Source organism: Pseudomethylobacillus aquaticus (assembly GCF_003730115.1).
Classification (GTDB): Bacteria; Pseudomonadota; Gammaproteobacteria; order Burkholderiales; family Methylophilaceae; genus Pseudomethylobacillus; species Pseudomethylobacillus aquaticus.
Genome location: NZ_RJVP01000001.1, coordinates 1 through 18831, shown reverse-complemented (window position 1 = coordinate 18831; position 18831 = coordinate 1). Strand labels below are relative to the sequence as shown.

General features: G+C 57.6%; 15 protein-coding genes. 3 read left to right on the top strand and 12 right to left on the bottom strand.

The features are described from left to right. Window positions 1–13: 13 nt before the first annotated feature. Window positions 14–754: an arylesterase gene (locus ED236_RS00075; RefSeq protein ID WP_275669172.1), complete on the top strand. Its 741-nt coding sequence runs from the start codon at window positions 14–16 to the stop codon at window positions 752–754. Here ED236_RS00075 and tilS read toward each other — a convergent pair. From tilS to dnaE, 3 genes are read right to left on the bottom strand one after another with little or no spacing between them, the layout of a single operon-like run. Next, entirely contained in the window at window positions 635–2143 is a 1509-nt protein-coding gene (gene tilS, locus ED236_RS00070; protein WP_240031967.1) for a tRNA lysidine(34) synthetase TilS, read from the bottom strand. The two genes, ED236_RS00075 and tilS, sit on opposite strands and share 120 nt — an antisense overlap. Before the next feature lie 12 nt (window positions 2144–2155). Then, window positions 2156–3124: an acetyl-CoA carboxylase carboxyltransferase subunit alpha gene (locus tag ED236_RS00065; protein WP_123235923.1), complete on the bottom strand. Its 969-nt coding sequence runs from the start codon at window positions 3122–3124 to the stop codon at window positions 2156–2158. Between the two features lie 29 nt (window positions 3125–3153). Next, on the bottom strand, window positions 3154–6597 hold the full coding sequence (gene dnaE / locus ED236_RS00060; protein WP_123235922.1) for a DNA polymerase III subunit alpha: 3444 nt from the start codon (window positions 6595–6597) through the stop codon (window positions 3154–3156). A gap of 177 nt (window positions 6598–6774) precedes the next feature. Here dnaE and tpx point away from each other — a divergent pair, with 177 nt between their 5' ends. Together tpx and ED236_RS00050 are read left to right on the top strand one after the other, a co-directional pair. Continuing rightward, complete coding sequence (gene tpx, locus ED236_RS00055) at window positions 6775–7278, top strand: thiol peroxidase (RefSeq protein ID WP_123235921.1); 504 nt, start codon at window positions 6775–6777, stop codon at window positions 7276–7278. Between the two features lie 325 nt (window positions 7279–7603). Continuing rightward, window positions 7604–8095, top strand: a complete 492-nt coding sequence (locus ED236_RS00050; RefSeq protein WP_123236540.1) for a group I truncated hemoglobin — start codon at window positions 7604–7606, stop codon at window positions 8093–8095. 85 nt (window positions 8096–8180) lie between these two features. On the opposite strand, the gene ED236_RS00045 is transcribed toward ED236_RS00050, so the two are convergent. The 9 genes from ED236_RS00045 to ED236_RS00005 all read right to left on the bottom strand — a co-directional run. Further along, complete coding sequence (locus ED236_RS00045; RefSeq protein WP_123235920.1) at window positions 8181–8564, bottom strand: nucleotide pyrophosphohydrolase; 384 nt, start codon at window positions 8562–8564, stop codon at window positions 8181–8183. Beyond that, window positions 8561–9721, bottom strand: a complete 1161-nt coding sequence (locus ED236_RS00040; protein ID WP_123235919.1) for a THUMP domain-containing class I SAM-dependent RNA methyltransferase — start codon at window positions 9719–9721, stop codon at window positions 8561–8563. Before ED236_RS00040 ends, ED236_RS00045 begins: the two co-directional genes overlap by 4 nt. After that, window positions 9718–10527, bottom strand: coding sequence for a polyamine aminopropyltransferase (locus tag ED236_RS00035; protein ID WP_123235918.1), 810 nt, complete (start codon window positions 10525–10527; stop codon window positions 9718–9720). The genes ED236_RS00040 and ED236_RS00035 overlap by 4 nt, the downstream gene beginning before the upstream one ends. Continuing rightward, complete coding sequence (locus tag ED236_RS00030) at window positions 10527–12464, bottom strand: ribonuclease catalytic domain-containing protein (protein WP_123235917.1); 1938 nt, start codon at window positions 12462–12464, stop codon at window positions 10527–10529. Before ED236_RS00030 ends, ED236_RS00035 begins: the two co-directional genes overlap by 1 nt. A gap of 362 nt (window positions 12465–12826) precedes the next feature. Further along, a complete protein-coding gene (locus ED236_RS00025; protein WP_123235916.1) occupies window positions 12827–13324 on the bottom strand; it encodes a DUF3016 domain-containing protein in 498 nt (165 codons plus the stop codon). Window positions 13325–13475: 151 nt separating this feature from the next. Beyond that, window positions 13476–14153: an IS1595 family transposase gene (locus ED236_RS00020; RefSeq protein WP_123235915.1), complete on the bottom strand. Its 678-nt coding sequence runs from the start codon at window positions 14151–14153 to the stop codon at window positions 13476–13478. 12 nt (window positions 14154–14165) lie between these two features. Next, entirely contained in the window at window positions 14166–15860 is a 1695-nt protein-coding gene (locus tag ED236_RS00015) for a LysM peptidoglycan-binding domain-containing protein (RefSeq protein WP_123235914.1), read from the bottom strand. A gap of 147 nt (window positions 15861–16007) precedes the next feature. After that, window positions 16008–16754 carry an ankyrin repeat domain-containing protein gene (locus ED236_RS00010; RefSeq protein ID WP_123235913.1) on the bottom strand — a complete coding sequence of 249 codons (747 nt, stop codon included), beginning with the start codon at window positions 16752–16754 and terminating at the stop codon, window positions 16008–16010. A gap of 65 nt (window positions 16755–16819) precedes the next feature. Beyond that, window positions 16820–18831, bottom strand: a 2012-nt coding sequence (locus tag ED236_RS00005) for a LysM peptidoglycan-binding domain-containing protein (protein ID WP_148042216.1), incomplete at its 5' end; no start/stop codon positions are given.

Genomic DNA, 18831 nt, shown 5'->3' with positions numbered 1-18831 from the left:
GGTTCTGGTTTTATTGACTGCCATATTCGGATTTGGTGCCAGTGCCCATGCACAAACCGTGCTGGTGTTTGGTGACAGCTTGTCCGCCGCTTACCGCATGCCGGTAGAGCAAGGCTGGGTCGCCCTGCTGCAGCAACGCATCAAACAGCAGGGATTCGCCCATCAAGTAGTAAACGCCAGTGTCAGCGGCGAAACCACACGTGGCGGCCTTACACGCCTGCCCGCTGCACTGAAAACCCATCAGCCCTCTACGGTCATCCTGGAACTGGGCGCCAATGATGGCCTGCGCGGCCTGCCTATGAAAGACATGGAAGACAATCTGCGCAGCATGATACGCAGCAGCCAGCAAGCCGGTGCGACGGTGGTGCTGGTCGGCATGCGCATCCCGCCTAATTACGGCATACGCTACAGTCTGGATTTCATGCAGTCTTACAGCAAACTGGCCATGGAGTTCGGCCTGCCGCTGGTGCCGTTCATGCTGGAGGGTATCGCAGGTGATCGCGCGCTCAATCAGGCAGATGGCATACATCCGAACGCACAGGCACAAGGCCTGATCCTTGACCGCATCTGGCCGGTGCTTGAACCTCAGCTACGCAAGCAGACGCGCAACGCAGCGCTTAAAACCAGTCAACTATCAACGCGCGCAACGCCAGCGCACCACCACACCCGGCTCGCCGGGCTGGGCTTGCCAATCCCAGGCCACACCGACGCCAGGCACCACCACCAGACTATCTTCCGCATACAGCAGGGGTAGGCGCTGACGCTGCCAGGGCGGCAGTTCGATCTGCTGCAGCAGATACTTCAGTGTGCGTGTCGGGCGCGTCGCCACTGGCTTGAAGCGTTCGCCCCCCTGACGGAAACGGATAGCCAATATCTTGTCCTGCAGCAACTGCAGACTCAGCCCTTCCCCCGTGCGCCGCAAAAACTGCAAAGCGCCGCCGTCCGGCAAGGCCAGTTCCTCCTCGCCATGCCAGCGTAACGGTCTGTCCTGCCAGGGGTTGTTGGTCTCGATATAGATCATGCCGTGATAGCGGCGCAACCAGGCTTCAGTGTCCAGGCCATGCAACACGATCTTGATCGCGGCATCAGCCCTGGCATGCAGCAGTTGATGCAGCATCTGCTGCACCCGCACGCTGCTGGGCGGCTGTACGCCATGCCATGCCAGCCAGCTGCGCAGCAGATTACGGGCACGCGCCTCCGATAGCAATGTCAGTCGCGCCACCGGCAAGGTCGCCGCCTGGGCGTGCTCGCCTGCATCCAGCATTGCCAGCTCGTCCAGCAGCTCAGCGGCCTCGGCCAGATGCCTGGCGGCACGCGCCAGGGTGGTGTTGGCAGCCGGGTAACGTTCGCGGATGGCCGGCAACAGACGCAACCGCCAGTCATTGCGGTCGTAATGCGGGTCGGCATTGCTGCCGTCTTCCACCCAGTCCAGCGCCTGTTCACGCGCACAAGCCAGCAGGCTGGCACGTGAGCAATTCAGCAAGGGTCGCAACAAGCGGCGCTGCACATCCGCCGCCGCCATGCCAGCCAGGCCACGCAAACCCGCACCGCGCAGCAACTGCAGCAATACGGTTTCGGCCTGATCGTCCTCATGCTGGGCCAGCAGCAGATAATCACCACCCGCCTCTGCCAATGCTGCATAGCGCGCAGCGCGGGCAGCGGCTTCGACACCCAGCCCGCTGTCACGTGGCACCTGCACATGTTTTATTTGCAAGGGCACTTGCAGACGTTCGCATTCAGCGGCACAAAACGCCGCCCAGGCATCCGCATCGGGATTGAGGCCATGGTGAATGTGCACGGCTTGCAGCTGGAAGGACTGGTCAGCACGCAGCTGATGCAGAAGATGGAGCAACACACGGGAATCCAGACCGCCGCTGAAGGCCAGCGTGAGCACAGGCTGCGGGTGCAGATACGGAGTCAGGAAGCTCAGGACCTGCTGCTGCAAGGCCGCTGTCTGGCTTGCTGTGGACTGTGTGGACTGGTTTTTCTGCACGGCATCACGCAGCTGGTGATGTGGCGCGTGCTGATTAAGGTTAGCAAGGTCGGCGCTGTGCTGGGCACTGTCTTGCAGCTCAACAGGCTCGACTAGAGCCAGCCCGCTGAGCTGGGACACGATCTGGTCAGGCGATGCAGTCGCGGACAAAACGGCGGGCGCTTATCTCGCGCTGCCTTCTTTGTACTTGCCGTAGCTCATCAGACGCTCCAGACGCGCTTGCAGCAAGTTGGGGATGGTTTTGACACGCAGACGGTGCAGCTCGTCCGCGAGGGCGCGGCGCAGGCTCTGCATCATCACTTCCGGGTCGCGGTGCGCACCGCCCATGGGCTCGGTCACGATGCGGTCCACCAGGCCCAGCGTCTTGAGACGCGTGGAGGTGATGGCCAATGTTTCTGCTGCTTCGGAAGCTTTGTCGGCGCTCTTCCACAGGATGGAGGCACAGCCTTCCGGCGAGATCACCGAATAGGTCGCGTATTGCAGCATCATCAGATGATCCACCACACCCAGCGCCAGCGCACCACCGGAGCCACCCTCGCCGATGATCACACCGATGATGGGGGTCTTGAGCTCGGCCATCACATACAGATTGCGGGCGATGGCTTCGGATTGACCACGCTCTTCGGCACCGATGCCGGGATAAGCGCCCGGCGTGTCGATCAGTGTGATGATGGGCAGATTGAATTTCTCGGCCAGACGGTACAGGCGCAGCGCCTTGCGGTAGCCCTCCGGGCGTGGCATGCCGAAGTTGCGGTACTGGCGTTCCTTGACGTCGCGGCCCTTCTGGTGACCGATGACCATCACCGACTGACCTTCAAAACGGGCGATACCGCCAACGATGGCCGGGTCGTCCGAATAGGCACGGTCACCGTGCAGTTCTTCAAAATCGGTGAACAGGCCCTGAATATAGTCCAGGGTATACGGGCGCTGCGGGTGACGCGCCACCTGGGAGATCTGCCAGGCATTCAGCTTGGCGTAGATGTCCTTGGTCAGGTTCTGGTTCTTTTGTTGCAGCTTGTTGATCTCTTCCGAGATGTCCAGCGCGGAATCATCCTGCACATAGCGCAGCTGTTCGATCTTGGCTTCAAGCTCGGCGATCGGCTGCTCAAAATCGAGGAAACTGGTTTTCATAAACAACCTTTGGTTGGCAACACGTTAGTTTAATTATAGAGGATTTTGACGTTGTCATCCGACAACCAGCGTTTAAGTCCGCTCAGTAATTCGTCATGCAATTCGACGCGCCATTGCTCGCCCAGCATCACCTCCACGCGTGCCGCCTGGTTCTGGTATTCCACCTTCACCATGCAGCCGCCACGCTCTTCACTGGTCTTGCGGCAATAAGGTTGCAACAACTCGCGCAGCTTGTAGGCATCGGCCTGACCGTTACAGGAGATCTTCAGCATGCTGGCGTGCGCACTGCGCGCAGCGGCCAGGTCATACAAACGGCGCGCATTGACGCGCAGACCACCGGAAAAATCATCATGGCTGACACGGCCCTCCACCACCAGCAACTGGTCTTCCTTGAGCAGATGCGCGCTCTGGTTCAGCAGCTCATTGCCCACCACGATCTCGATGCGCGTCACAGCATCGTCCAGCGTGACGATGGCCATCTTGCCCCGCGCCGTCATGCGGATACGTACACCCATCACTACGCCCGCCATCAGCTGAGGCTGCTCCTGCGGGCTCAGGCTGGCCAGGTCATTGCGCACAAAGGCTTGCACCTGCGGCTGCCAGGCCTGGAATGGATGGCCGCTAAAATAGAAGCCCAACGCTGCTTTTTCCTGTTGCAGACGTTCCTGATCGCTCCAGGCCGGCATGGCGGGCAGCACATGCGCCACGCTGTCGCTGATGGCGCCGAACAGGCTGTTCTGGCCCGATGCCGCGCCGCTCTGCTCTGCCGCGCTGATCGCCAGCCCCACGCCAGCCAGCAAGGCTGCCCGGTTGGGTTCCAGCTGGTCGAAGGCGCCCGCACGGATCAGCGATTCGATCACACGGCGGTTCACCTTGCGCAGATCCAGACGCTGGCAGAAATCGAACAGGTCCTTGAACGGCCCGTCCTGTTCACGCGCCGCCAGGATCACCTCGATAGCGGCCCAGCCTGTGCCCTTGACAGCACCCAGTCCGTACAGCACCTGCGTGGCACTGACCGGCTCGAAACGGAAACCGCTGCGGTTGATGTCCGGCGCCAGCACCTCCACCTTGTTGGGGGCACAGTCATCAAAGAAGATGTGCACGCTGTCGGTGTTGTTCATGTCCGCCGACATGGTGGCGGCCAGGAACGCGGCCGGGTAATGCGCCTTGAGGTAAGCCGTGTGGTAAGCCACCAGTGCATAGGCTGCTGCGTGCGACTTGTTGAAACCGTAACCAGCGAACTTTTCCAGCAAATCGAACAGCTCGTTGGCCTGCTTCTCCGTCAGGCCATTCTTCTGCGCACCTTCGTTGAAGATGGCGCGCTGGGCGACCATCTCTTCCGGCTTTTTCTTACCCATCGCGCGGCGTAGCAGATCCGCGCCTCCCAGACTGTAGCCTGCGACCACCTGGGCGATCTGCATCACCTGTTCCTGGTAGACCGCGATGCCGTAGGTCTCCTTGAGGATGGATTCGGTGGCCGGGTGCGGGTACTCCACGCGCTGCAGACCGTGCTTGCGGCGGCAAAAATCCGGGATCAGGTCCATGGGGCCAGGACGGTATAGCGCCACCAGCGCGATGATGTCCTCGAAACAGTCCGGCTTGGCCTGTTTCAGCATGTCCTTCATGCCACGTGATTCCAGCTGGAACACGGCCGTGGTATTGGAAGTTTTGAGCAGATCGAAAGTCGGTTTGTCACGTAGCGGCAAGGTGGCAAAATCGAGTGGCGGCTGGCCCAGCTGCGCACGCTGCTTGTTGACATTGAGCATGGCCAGGTCAAGGATGGTCAGCGTACGCAGGCCCAGAAAGTCGAACTTGACCAGACCCACCGCTTCCACGTCGTCCTTGTCGTACTGACTCACCACGCTTTCGCCACTGGCCTGGCAGTAGATAGGCGAAAAATCCGAGATACGGCCGGGCGCGATCAGCACCCCACCCGCGTGCATGCCCACGTTACGCGTCAGCCCTTCCAGACGCAGCGCCAACTCCAGCAGCTCGTTGACTTCTTCTTCCTGCTCGCGCCTTTCCTTGAGTTGCGGCTCTTTTTCCAGCGCGTCCTTGAGGGTGATGCCCAACTCATTGGGAATGAGCTTGGCGATGCCATCGACAAAATTGAACGGCAGATCCAGCACCCGGCCCACATCCCGGATCACCGCCTTGGCGGCCATGGTACCGAAGGTGGCGATCTGCGATACCGAGTCGCGGCCATACTTCTGCTTGACGTAATCAATCACGCGGTCGCGGCCGTCCATGCAAAAGTCGATATCGAAGTCGGGCATGGAAACCCGTTCCGGGTTCAGGAAGCGCTCGAACAGCAAGGCATATTGCAAGGGATCGAGGTCGGTGATGCCCAGGCTCCAGGCCACCACGGAACCCGCACCGGAACCCCGGCCCGGCCCCACGGGCACGCCGTTATGCTTGGCCCAGTTGATGAAGTCCGCCACGATCAGGAAATAACCGGGGAAGCCCATCTGGATGATGATGTCCACTTCGAAGGCCAGCCGTTTGGCATAGTCAGGCGCACGCACCTCGCGTACCGTGACGTCCGGATAAAGCAGCTCCAGCCGCTCGGCCAGGCCCTGCTCTGCCTGCTCACGCAGGTATTGCTCCAGGCTTTCACCGTTCGGGGTGGGAAATTGCGGCAGATAACTCTTGCCCAGCGTCAGGCTCAGATTACAGCGTTTGGCGATCTCCACGCTGTTGGCCAGCGCCTCCGGGATATCGGCGAACAGCGCGGCCATCTCGTCCTGGGTCTTGAAGTGCTGCACAGGCGTGAAATGCTGCGGACGTCTGCGGTCTGCCAGCACATAACCCTCGGCGATGCAGACACGCGCTTCGTGGGCCTTGTAATCATCCGCTTCCATGAACTGGATGGGCTGGGTAGCCACCACGGGCAAGCCCAGCGCTGTGGCGATATGCAAGGTCTGGTTGACCATTGCGTCCTGCTGCGGCTGGTTGACGCGCTGCAACTCCAGGTAGAAACGCTGCGGGAACATGGCGGCCCACTCGCTGGCGCAGCTGCTGGCCAGTGCCGTGTTGCCCTGCAACAGCGCCTGACCGATATCGCCCAGCAAGCCGCCCGACAACATGATCAGGCCATTGGTGTTGTCAGCCAGCCATTCGCGCTTGATCTCGGCGCGGCCACGGTGCTGGTTATGCAGATAAGCCTGGGTGAGCAGCTCACACAAGCGCAAATAACCTGCGTGATTCTGGCACAGCAGCAGCAGACGGTATGGCTGGTCACGGTTGCTGTCGTTCTGCAGCCAGACATCGCAGCCCAGCAAAGGCTTGATGCCTTTGCCACGGGCGGCCTTGTAGAACTTGACGGCACCGAACAGGTTGGCGAGGTCGGTCAATGCCAGTGCGGGCATGTGGTCGCGCCGTGCGGCCGCCACATAATCGTCGATACGCACCGTGCCGTCGGCGATGGAATACTCGCTGTGGCAGCGCAGATGGATGAATTTCGGTTGTTGCATGGGCTGAATTTTACCCGTAATTTGCGTGGTGACCGCGCTCATGAACGGCGTTTTTTGCCATGACCGCTTTACGGCCAAGGTTGAAAATTAACACTGGCGTGGGATAATCAGTCAGCAATCCGTGTCCGTGCGCCGCGCGAGACACCTATTCGTCCAACCCGACACAAGGAAAACACCATGGCGACCGTTACGCTCAAAGGCAATCCCGTTAATCTTGCCGGCAATCTGCCGCAATCTGGCCAAAGCGCCCCGGACTTCACCCTGGCCGATAAATCCCGCGCCGACACCAACTTGGCCAGCTTCGCTGGCAAGCGCAAAGTACTGAACATCTTCCCTAGCATCGACACCCCGACCTGCGCGATGTCGGTACGCGCCTTCAACAAGAGCGCTGCCTCACTGGACAACACGGTGGTCGTCAACATCTCGGCTGACCTGCCCTTCGCGCAGGGCCGTTTTTGCGCCGCAGAAGGCATCGAGAACGTGGTCAACCTGTCCAGCTTCCGCAACACCGCTGCTTTTGGCGAAAGCTACGGCGTGCTGATCAAGGACAGCAGCCTGGCTGGTCTGCTGGCTCGTGCCGTTGTGGTGCTGGGTGCCGATAATAAGGTACTGCATAGCCAACTGGTGAGCGAGATCGCTGACGAACCAAACTACGAAGCGGCTCTGGCTGTGCTGAAGTAATTGTCAGCTCTGAATGCCCAGCCCAAGCTGGGAACAAAAAACGCCAGCAGCATGCTGGCGTTTTTTTATATGCGCTGGCGGCTTGCCTGGTGAGCATGTGCGCTCAAGGTTATTTCTTTCAGCAGCACTCACCTGTTGCTTGGCACTACATAACATTTCATTGCAGTACATACTGGCCGCTATTTTTAATATTTATATTGCGCACAAATTATTTATTTGATAATAATTATAGGGCTGCTTGTAAAGTCGCAAAATAAAAAGCAAAGCAGCTGCTTCAACAAGGTCAGGTACAACATATAAATCAATGATCAGAGGAGATGAAAGCATGGAGATTCAACAAAAACGGGCAGCAAAGCTCAGCAGCTTGTTGCTAATCAGTACAATCATGATGTTGGGAAGTTTGCATACGTCCGCAGAAGAAGCATCGTTGTATGAGCGCTTGGGTGGTACTTACCCAATTGCATCCACTGTGGACCATCTTGTCGACAAGATTTATGAGAATCAGGGCTTGAACGCCAATCCCAAGCTGGCTGCCGTCCACGCCAATAAAGCCAGTAAGGCTGGCTTCAAGGTAATGCTGACAAACTGGGTGGTTCAGGAGACCGGCGGGCCCAAGATTTACCAGCCGGACCAGTTCGGGCGCGGAAAATCAATGAAAAACTCACATCCGCATCTGGCAATCACAGACCGGGAGTTCGATATCATCATGAATGAATGCTTGCATACGTTCTATACGTTCAACGTACCAACCAAGGAAATCAATGAGTTGATGGCAGGTTTGCAGAAATATCGTAAAGACATTGTCACTGCCAAATAGGCGTGTGTAATTCAAAACGCCAGCGTGATGCTGGCGTTTTTATTTGCGGTGTTGATCCCTGTGCGCCTGCGCTCAAGCGCGCGGTTCAATCATCATCCTGTATGTAGCTGGTGTATTTGGCGTTACTGCCTTTGGCTTTTTCCGCCGGATATTTCAGCGCGTTGAGCTCGATCTTGGCATTTGCTGCCGCAATCAGGTCGATGCCGCAGACTTCGGCGATGCGCAGCAGATAAACAAACGTATCCGCCAGTTCATGCCCGACCTGTTCGCGCTTGTCGGCGCTGAGTCGCTGGCTTTCCTCTGCCGTATCCCACTGAAAATGCTCCACCAGCTCGGCCGCTTCCACGATCATGGCCATGGCCAGGTTCTTGGGGGTGTGGAACTGCTCCCAGTCGCGTTCGGCCACAAAGGCATTGATGCGGGCGCGCAATGCACTCAGGCTATCCGTGGTTTGCTGATCTATCTTCATTCCTTGGCCTCTTTGCGGTTGGAACCGGCCACCATCTTGATCTCGAACAGGCGGCATTCCAGCGCACCGTTGAACATGGGCGTGCGTTTGGATGGCGCCAGACGCATCAGCTTGGGCATGCGCATGTCGTTGGTGAGGAAATAGGTGTTCCAGCCGGCAAACCGGCGCTTCAGCGCCTCGCCCATCTTGGGATACAAAGCCGCCAGTTCCTCATCTTCACCGATGCGTACGCCGTACGGCGGGTTGGCCACCAGCACACCGTGATCGGTGGGCGGCACCAGCACAGTGAAATCGACATTGGTGAGCTGTACCGCGTCCAGCAGGCCAGCTTGTTGCAGATTCTGACGCGCGATGCGCACCGCACGCAAGTCCATATCATTGCCATACAGCTTCTGGAAGCTGACCGGCTGCGCCTGTTGCAGGGCCTGCTGCTGCAGCTTCTGCCAGAGCGTGGCATCGAAGTTCTTAAGGTTCTCGAAGCCGAACTTGCGCTTGCTGCCGGGTGCGATATTCAGCGCCATCATGGCGGCTTCCAGCAGGAAAGTGCCGCTGCCTGTCATCGGGTCCAGCAAGGGCGTGCCGGGCTGCCAGCCAGACAGTTTGAGGATACCAGCCGCGAGGTTCTCGCGCAGCGGTGCTTCGATGCTGTTGCGACGCAGGCCGCGCTGGTACAGCGCAGCGCCCGAGGTATCCACAAACAACTCGTAAGCGCTGTCGGTCAGGTAAGCATGCACGCGCACATCCGGCGTCTTGGTATCGATATACGGGCGGCTGCCGACTGCTTCGCGGAAACGGTCACACACGGCGTCCTTGATGCGCAGGGTGACGAATTCCAGGCTCTTGACTGGCGATTTGGTGGCCGTCACCTTGACCATGAAGTTTTTACCCACCGCGAACCAGCCAGGCCAGTTCAGTGCGAATGCCGCTTTGTAGATGTCTTCTTCGTTCAGGTACTTGCCCTTGCCCACACGCCACAGGATGCGGGTAGCCAGGCGGCTGTGCAGATTGGCGCGATAACATAGCGCCAGATCGCCAGCGAAACCGACGCCACCGTCGGTGGCATCCAGCTGTGTGGCACCCAGTGCGGTGAGCTCATCCTTGAGCAAGGCTTCCAGTCCACGCGGACAGGTAGCAAAAAATGACAGGCTGGCGCTCATGGCTCAACTCCAAGTTGTAATCGGTGGGCAGTGCCCGGATTGTGATCGCGCAGCTTTTCAATAAAGTCGACAAACTCGATCTTGTACAGCACCTGCAAGGTACGCGCACGGTCGCGCAGGCTGGTCCAGCGCAGCTCGGCGGGCAGCTGACGGAAGCCCATCACCACGATGTTGCCGGGGCGGCCGGTCGGCAGCACCAGTGCACGGCCTTCGAAACTCAGCGCGATGCGCTGACGGTATAGCTCGAAATTGGGGTCTGAACCCCACAGGTTGACCATGCACACGCCGTTGCGTGTCAACGCTGCTGCACAATGATCGAAAAAGCCCTGGGAACACATGGCTTCAGCGATGCCATCACTGCCGAAGGCGTCCAGCATCAGCACATCGCAACTGTTCGGGTTGTTCATCACATGCGCGATGCCGTCACCTTCGATCACGCGCAGACGCGCATCGTCGTCCGGCAGATAGAAATGACTGCGTGCCGTGGCGATGACACGCGGGTTGATCTCCACCGCCGTGGTGCGCATGGCGGGCAGGTAGTGGTAGATGAACTTGGCGATGGAGCCGCCACCAAGCCCGATCAACAGCACATCGCGCACCTCGTCCACAAAGGGCAGAAACATCATCATGCCGCGCGTGTAGGTAAGCTCCAAGTCGTAGGGCGCTTTCACGCGCATGGAACTCTGGATGGTGTCCGTGCCCAGGTGCAGGGAACGGATGCCGTTCAGCTCGCTGACATCCACACTGTCGTTATCGGCAGTTTTATTGCGCAGATCGCGGTGGATGCGTCGTCCCATGCTGAACATCAGGCTTGCTCCGCTGGCGGCGTAGCTGGGGCTGCGGTCGCCGGTACCTGGGCTTCTGCGGCCTCCGTCTCCACGACAGCTTCAGCAGCCAGGGGATCGGCCGGCGCTTCCACTGTTATGAACTTGCAATCCAGCTCCATCAGCAAAGGGTTGACGCGCTTCACGGCCAGGCGAACCCGGGTGCCAGGTGCCAGCTCGGGCAGGCTGAACACCTTGGTCATATAAGGCAAGGCTTCCAGACGCACCAGGTTCTCGCGCCACACCGTGGCGGTGACGTCCTCTATGCCTTCCTGGATCAGGTATTGCAGGCACCAGTAGCGCTCCATGCGCGTCTGGAATTCGTTATACGCGTTATAGGTCAGGTCGAACTGACGCATGATGTCGGTCAGCGCATCAGCATCTTGCGGATAGACCGGCTCGCTGCCCTGCACTGCCGCGATGATCTGACGCTGGTTGACCAGGTCCACCGCACGGCGCAGCGGCGAGGTGCACCAGGCATATTGCGGCACCCCCAGGCCCTGATGCGGCTCGGCTTTCACGGTCATGTACACCTTGCCGCCGTTCTGGGCACGGTAGATGCCAGGCAAGCCATATTCAGCCAGCAGACCACCCCAGTGGCTGTTGGCGGCGATCATCAGCTCAGCCACCAGTTTGTCCATGGGCGAACCGCGCAGACGGTTGACGATGCGCACCTTGCCGTCTTGCACATAGAAGTTGTAATCGCTCTGCGGCGGACGGGTCGGGTCATCTTTGCCGCGGCCTTTTTCCAGCGCTTCCGCCAACCTGAACAAGCATTGCAGCCTGGGCCAGTACGGGTGACCGCTGTCACTTTCCAGCGTGGTCTCGTTGAAGTACGGCTCCAGCGTGTCGTGACGCAGGTTGGCCGTCATGTGCACCAACTCCACACAGGTATGGTGGGAAACGATGCTGAGGTCAGCCGCCACATGCAGGTACAAAGACAAAGCCGGATGCCAGTCGCCTTCGTTCAGGCTGAACGGCGTGATGGCCTGCTCAGGCAGCATGGTGATCTTGTGACCGGGCATGTACACGGTGGACAAACGCTGCATGACCACACCATCCAGCGGGCTATGCGGCAGTATGCCCAGCGACGGCGCCGCGATATGGATGCCCACACGCACCTCGCCATCTGCCAGCCAGGTCACCGAGAACGCATCGTCGATCTCGGTGGTGGTGGCATCGTCGATACTGAACGCTTCCACATCGGCACGCGGCAGATCATCTGGCGCAATAACCGGTTCAAAGGCCGGGAACATGCTGCCCTTGGGGAAATATTCACGCAGGAACGCACCCAGATGGTAATCGTGCGGGGACGGAATGGCACCGCACTGCGACAGCACCTGCACGACAGGCAGATTGAGTTCGCCCGCGGCCTGCTCCAGCGCCTTCCATTCCAAGGTGTTCTTGTCCGGCTCGTACAGCAGCATATCCAGCTTGCCAGCCATGGGTTCGGGCAGCGTGCCAGCCTTTAATTGTTCCACCCACTGCGCCAGCATCTCGGCTTGCAGGCGCTTCTTTTCCAGCGCCGCCAGGGCGGCTTTCAGCGTGTCAGCAGGTGCCGCCTTGTAATGCCCTTTGCCCTTGCGATAGAAATACACAGGCGCGCCGTGCAAACGAATAGCCACCGCCGCTGCCTGTGTGGGGCTGGGCACCTGACCGTAATATTCCTTGGCCAGCGCATCGAATGCGAATTCGTCTTCGCCGCAACATTCCCACAGAAAATCAGTTTCCAGTGACTCCGCTTCGGCCTGCGCGCCCTCCATAAAGCCGGACAATGCGCCTTCAAAACGCAGCAGCACATTGTTGGTCTTGATCTTGGAGCGCTTGCCGCTGATGGATTCCACCTGCAGCGAACCGGGGTTCTCGGTCATTACCGAGGCCACCTTGAAACTGCCATCTTCTTCGTAAAAAACGTTCATGTGCTGGTCGTGTGCGAGTGCCGTGCTGGCATGCCGGATTGGGAGACACGTATTTTAGCCTAGTTGACCGGATTGCCTGCGGATTATGCAGATCAGGCGGCTGGATACATGTGGGCGTTTGAACATCGGACGCACAAAAAAAGATAGGCAACCCGGGGGTTGCCTAGCAAATGGAGGAGATGATCTAAATCATGTGGACTTAGTCAGAGCACAGTATGGGGGTCAGTTGTAAACAAATGATTTCCAGGATGTTTCGGCAAGGTAACCTTATGTAACAGAAGCTTACACAATGTGCGCTTGGCCTGGCTTGTTTGCTGCTGCGTGTTGCGTTTGTTTTAATTGCGCTCAGTGCTCACTGACGTTCACTGTGTTAACGGAAACTCCGAGGCTAACCAGTCAGCAAGCAGCGCCTTCTCGTAACGCACCAGGTCACTGGAACTCCCCAGTACCGTCATCTGGAACGCAGCATTGCGTAACACACGCTCACCCTCACGCAGCACCGTACCATCCGCATCCTGCAAGGTGTAGCGCAGCGCGATGCGCGGCGGATAGATATCACGCACGATACGCACATCGCGGGCTTGCCAGTTCCATGGCTCAAAATTGCCAGCAAGGTCGATATCGGTGATGGCGATGTTGAGGCGCTGACCGGCTGGCAGCTTGCTCTGTGCTTGTTTAACCAGATAATTACTCAATAACTTCAAGGTGCCCGGCCTTACCTGATTAAAACTATCCCCCGCATCGGTAAACTGCTCTGGCTGGACGAATTCGACTTGAACGGCAGCGGGCGCCTGAGCGTAGGCCGTCGATGAAACTGCAAGGTGGAATGTTAATGCGGCGATGAATGAAAGGCTGTGCATCTAAATCTCCCGATAGTGGCTATCTAGAATCTGCTGAGAAACCAAGTCGACTGTCTGTCAATCGTGAAAACCATAGCACCACTTGTTAAGGTGTCCACCAAACGTGGGTAAGATCACTCCAACCCTATTAATTATTTTGGGTCTTAGGAAGCTAAAGCGGGGTTTTTCTTAAAAGTTTGAGTATCTCAAGGTAAAGATTATCACGACGATGGTTGAATCGAAATTCAGTTTCTTTCAGGTGCAAGTAAAACGTATGTTTGGCGACGCCGTTAAACTTGGCCAGACGGCGCTTTGCATAGCTCCAGAAAGACTCAATGCCATTGATATGTCGCTCACCGTTCGCAAACTCATTCCCACCATGATGCACCCTAAAGTGCTTATCAAAACCAATGCCCACCAAACCGTCATAGCCGCGCCAGCCATCGGAGTGAATCACGGTACTGGGTTCCACATGGCCGCGGATAATGCCCTGCAGCGTGGCTTTGGAGCAGTCCGGCATGATTTCGGTGTAGACCTTGCCTTGACGCTTCAAGAGTCCAAATACAATGGTCTTGCCATAAGGCCCACGACCGCGCCTGCCACGAACACGATGCGCACCGAAGTACGATTCATCGACTTCTACCGCGCCTTGCAGCGGCGATTCCAGTTCGCAAGAATCAGCAATACGTGCCCGAATCTTCAGGTAAATACTGTTTACCGACCTGACCGAAATCCCAGTCAATTCTGCGCTACTGGTCGCCGTGAAATCCAGGGCAAAACACCTGACAAGTTGCCTGAATTTAGCTTCGCCAATCTTAGAACAGCGGTAGTACCTATTTTTATCAACCATATTAGGAAGTTATCACACCTCAACAGGTGTATTGCTTCCTAAGACCCTTGAATAAATAGCCCATGGCATCGTGGTAGGCGCCGCAGGCAGGGTCGGACTGGTGTCCCCGATCGCCTCACCCGGACTGTACGGACGGAACGTCCCGCTGTTGTTGTGCACGTTGGTGATCTTGTTGGGCAGGGTCAACACCGTCCCCGCAACCAGCACATCGGTGTCCGTCAGCCCGTTCGCATCCGCAATGTAGAACCACATCGCACTGTCACCCCACACACTGAGCGCGATGCTCTGCAGGGTGTCCCCGCTCCTGACCGTATAACTTCCCGCCACATTGCCCGGGGTGTTCGCCCCAATGGGGGTGTAGCGCTGATCAAAGTCCGCACTCGCGATCGGTGTCCAGTCCGCGTAGTTGCCGCTCTTCTTGTCCTTGCGGTCCTTCAAGGACTGCAGGTAGTCCACCCGGCTGTCCCCGGTATTGCTGATGTCCCCCACACGCTGACCGTCCACGTAGTAGTAGCGGGCCACCTTGTTGGCGGCCGTGCCTGGGTTGTAGTTGGCAGGGTGATGGCGATAGTTGGGTGGGGTGATGGTGCCGGTGATCTCGTCCCGCAGCAGGATCATGCCCTGTGCATCGCTCACATACTGGATGGTACGGTTGCCCACCCGGTCGATCGCGTTCTTGATGTGCCCGTTGACATCAAAGTTGATGTCGCTGTAGCCGGGCTTCCATTTGGTGTGGTTCTTGCCGATCGATTGGTTGTAGGCCTCGGTCTGTATGGCATTGACCTTGGCCTCGTCCCAATACGCATACGCATAATAGGTGTTGGTGAGCGTGCCACCGTTCTGATCGCCGTTCGCGTCGTTGTAGATGTGTGCCAAGGCGCCTTTGCCGCTCTGCGCAAACAGGTTCCCACTCGGGTCGGTTTCGCCCTTGGCGAGGTAATACTCATAGAGGGTGTTGCCATCCGTGCCGCTCTCACTGAACAGGCGGCCATCCTTGTGATACACCGTGGACTTGGTGTAGTTGACCGTGGTGCCATCCGGCGTGTATTCGTGGTAGGTGGTGACCCGGCCCAGCGCATCGTTGACACGAAGTGCACGCAGGTTGCCGTCGATCCTGACCTCTTCGAGGTAGCCATCGGCGGTGTAGGTGTAGTGCTCCCGGCTGCCGTTACTCGCATTGACCACCTGCACACGCTCACCTGCGAAGTTGTAGCTGATGGCGAGCCCATCCCCACCGGGAACCCCTTTGTTGATAAAGACATCGGTATCGGCTGCCGAAGTCGCCCGGCCAGAAGGCGTGAAGATGCCGTTCTCCAGCGTGCCCAGCTGCCCCATGGTGACCGTGAAGCGGTCCATGTTGTCATAGCGGTACCAGTACTCCTGCGTGCGCCGGGTACCGGTCCCCACCTCGTGGTACACGCTCTTCACCATGCGGCGGTTGCCCACCGCATCGTATTCGTAGTGGATGTTGATCTTGGGATCGAGGATATCGACGATGCGGTTATGGCTGTCGTAACGGATGGTGCTGTATTGGTAGAGATCCGTCGCACCAAAGGTGAGGTCAAGGGGATTGGTTAGGCTGATGTAGCCTTCCACCGTCTTGTTGCCGTTGGCATCGTAGGCATAGTAGGTGTACATGCCGAGTGCCTTGTCGTGGATGGACTGCACATAGCCATTGGCATAGTGCGTATACGCAAAGTCCGTCACATTGTCGCGGCCGTCAATCTCTTGAGCGATCTCACCAAACGCATTGTAACGCTAGCGGCGTTAGATAGTCTGGGCAGCTATCGCATCTACGGCAGACTGCTAAAGCGAGACTGCCCTACGTTTACTGCGATGAAAAAGCAGGGCGCTTTAATCGTCACACTTTGCACTTGGGTGCAGCGCAGGATCAAGGCGAGAACGCATTACACCGTGCGCAAGCAACCAATCTCGAACTTTTTCACGGTAGCTGTAGGCTTCAGAAGGGGCTAGTGTATTGGCTCGATAGCTGTTTCGTAGATAACACATCATCGTGCCACGCACACTGTCCCGCACCTCGACATTGGCGCCATGTTCCAGTAGCCAGAATACGGCACGCCAGTCTCCCAAAATGCTGAAGACAATAGCTGCGGTCGCTCCTCTATCCATGTCCAAGTTAACATCTGCACCGTATTTGATCAGGGTCTCAGCACGATCGAATCGCTTTTCTCCCAAGTTATTTCTTTCTTCTAACGCCACTGTCAGTGCTGTATTAGAGGGACCATTTCGGAGAATTCTGTTTGGGTCTGCTTTGTAACTTATTAGAAGTAACTCAAAGAGAGAATCGCTTTTCGAGCCCGACGCAGCGATCAACGGTACCATTCCGTGGCGCGTGGCCTTGTTCGGATCAGCACCAGCCTTGAGCAGCACTTCAGTCCCCCTTTCGCTCTCGGACAGAGTAGCCCATAACAATAGCGTTACAGTGTCTCTTCCCCAAGGGGTTCTGGTCTCCTTGCCTTCATGGTTGACATTGATACCTTGCTTGATGAGTTTTTCAAGCGCAGCTACGTCATCTTGCCTAGCCGCTTTAGCGGCTTCAACATAGGGCGATTTTTCAAAGATGAGTTCTTCCGCGGACATACCATTCACCAATCCCGTGCATCCAATCATGAGTAATGTCGCTAATGCTGCTGTACTGGTTCGTATCATTGAGAGCCCTTCACCTTATTTATCAGCATACCACGCATGATGTAATCCATACCGTGCAGGGCTATGGGTTGCATTTTGAATAAATTATTTCGCCCCAACCACGACATGCTCCGGTTATTTTGATCAAAAGCGTTAATCGTAATCTGACGGCCAGCGGCATCAGGCAAAGCAGCAGCAAGCCCGTTTAGGACGACTGCAGGTGGACCAATGATTGGCGTTAATAAAGACAGTGGTAAAGAACCGATGGAACCACGTTCTTGCATACTGGTTAGTACCTCGTCATTCACACGATAGTTTGTGATCAGGCTTTTGGCTAAGGCTGGATCCCACGTTCCTCCGCGGCTGGTGACGGTCTCTGGATTAAGACCTGCTGCATTGAAGGTAGTCGCTCGAATGCCAGTTAACATTGAGGCAGCAGCGCCTGCACCACCTCCTAATGAATGGCCTGTAATATCTGTGAACCGGTCACCGAGCGCAGCCTGCAGCCTCTGCGCCAAATTGATTGCCTGTTTGTACTGAGGTGCACTTGGACTAAGCGCTTGTACGTTGCCATTCCGCCAGTCAGGACTGTCATCAGTACCTCGATAGCTAAGTGTGTAGTTGCCATCGCGCGTGTCCCGGAACAGACTGGCACTGAACCCGATTTCATCGTTTTCGAAATCACTTTGAGTGAAGCCTGCCAAGTCTCCCTCTCCAAAGTTAGTTACACGGACGACATGCTCTGGGGCTGTGTCGCGGAAACCCAGTTGCGGATTTTTCACATCATTGAGATAAGCTGCATCCGCCAGCATGGCCATCTTTTGGTCATGCGCAAACTTTTCAGGCGTCATTGCTGGGTCTTGGTTAAGCAAATCTATCAATGCCGCACGCTGATCTTCGTTCTTCCAGAGAGGCTCCCCATCTGGTCCTTTGAATTGATTGATACGCGCGGTGGCTCTATTGGGATCACCTTCTCCAAGCTTTCCTCCATAGCTGTAGATCCCTTCCCGGATACCTTCGGCAGCCACATTCATCCAGCTCACCTTGCCGCCTTCGATGACGATACGGGTGAACTCATTGATCGTGCCGGTCGCAACGCCTGCTGCTGCGCCTGCGATACCTGCATTGAGTTGATTGGTCTGTGCAAAGTCAGCGCCTTTAATGCCCTGACTGATCTTGTCGGTGATGGGGGCAGCAATGGCTGCTGCGGCAACACCTGCCCAGCTGAAGCCCTTTTGCGCGCCAGTGATCATCCCAATACCCTGGTTGATTACATTGCCACTAATCGCTCGACCATACGCCCCGCCTGGTACTTTCCCAAGGACTCCACCTAGTGCACCGCTTGCCCCCAAGCCTGAACCAATGGCGCTTGTTGCTACGGCGCTCCAGCTGAACTTGTCCTGCACACCCATGGCCATGCCGGCGACTTGTCCTGCAATCGAGCCAATGGCACCGGCAGCCAGCCCGATACTGAGACCGACCCCAGCAGTTAAGCCAGCCGTTCCTCCCAGCACAGCAACCCCAGTCGCAAAGGTACCAGCAGCAACGCCGCCTGTACCAGCTGCAATACTGGCGCTTACTGGTGCCAATGCCCCTGCGGTCATGACGGTAGCGACCACCACGATGACAATGACGATGATCGCCCCCAGCCCGCCACAGCCGCCCAGCCCCGGTGGGGCAGGCGCCGCAGGCAAGGTGGGACTGGTGTCCCCCATCGCCTCACCAGGACTGTACGGACGGAACGTCCCGCTGGTGTTGTGCACGTTGGTCACCTTGTTCGGCAGGCTCAACACCGTCCCCGCCACCAACGCCTCACTGCTGCCAAGCCCGTTCGCATCCGCAATCAGGAACCACAGCGCACCATCCCCCCACACCGCCTGCGCGATGCCCTGCAAGGTGTCGCCCTCCTGCACCGTGTACTGCGTACCCGTCTTGCCCGGATACACCGGCGAGATCGGGTCGTAACCCTGACTGAAGTCCGCACTGCCAACCGGCCTCCAGTTGGCATGGTTACTCGGCTTCTGGTCCT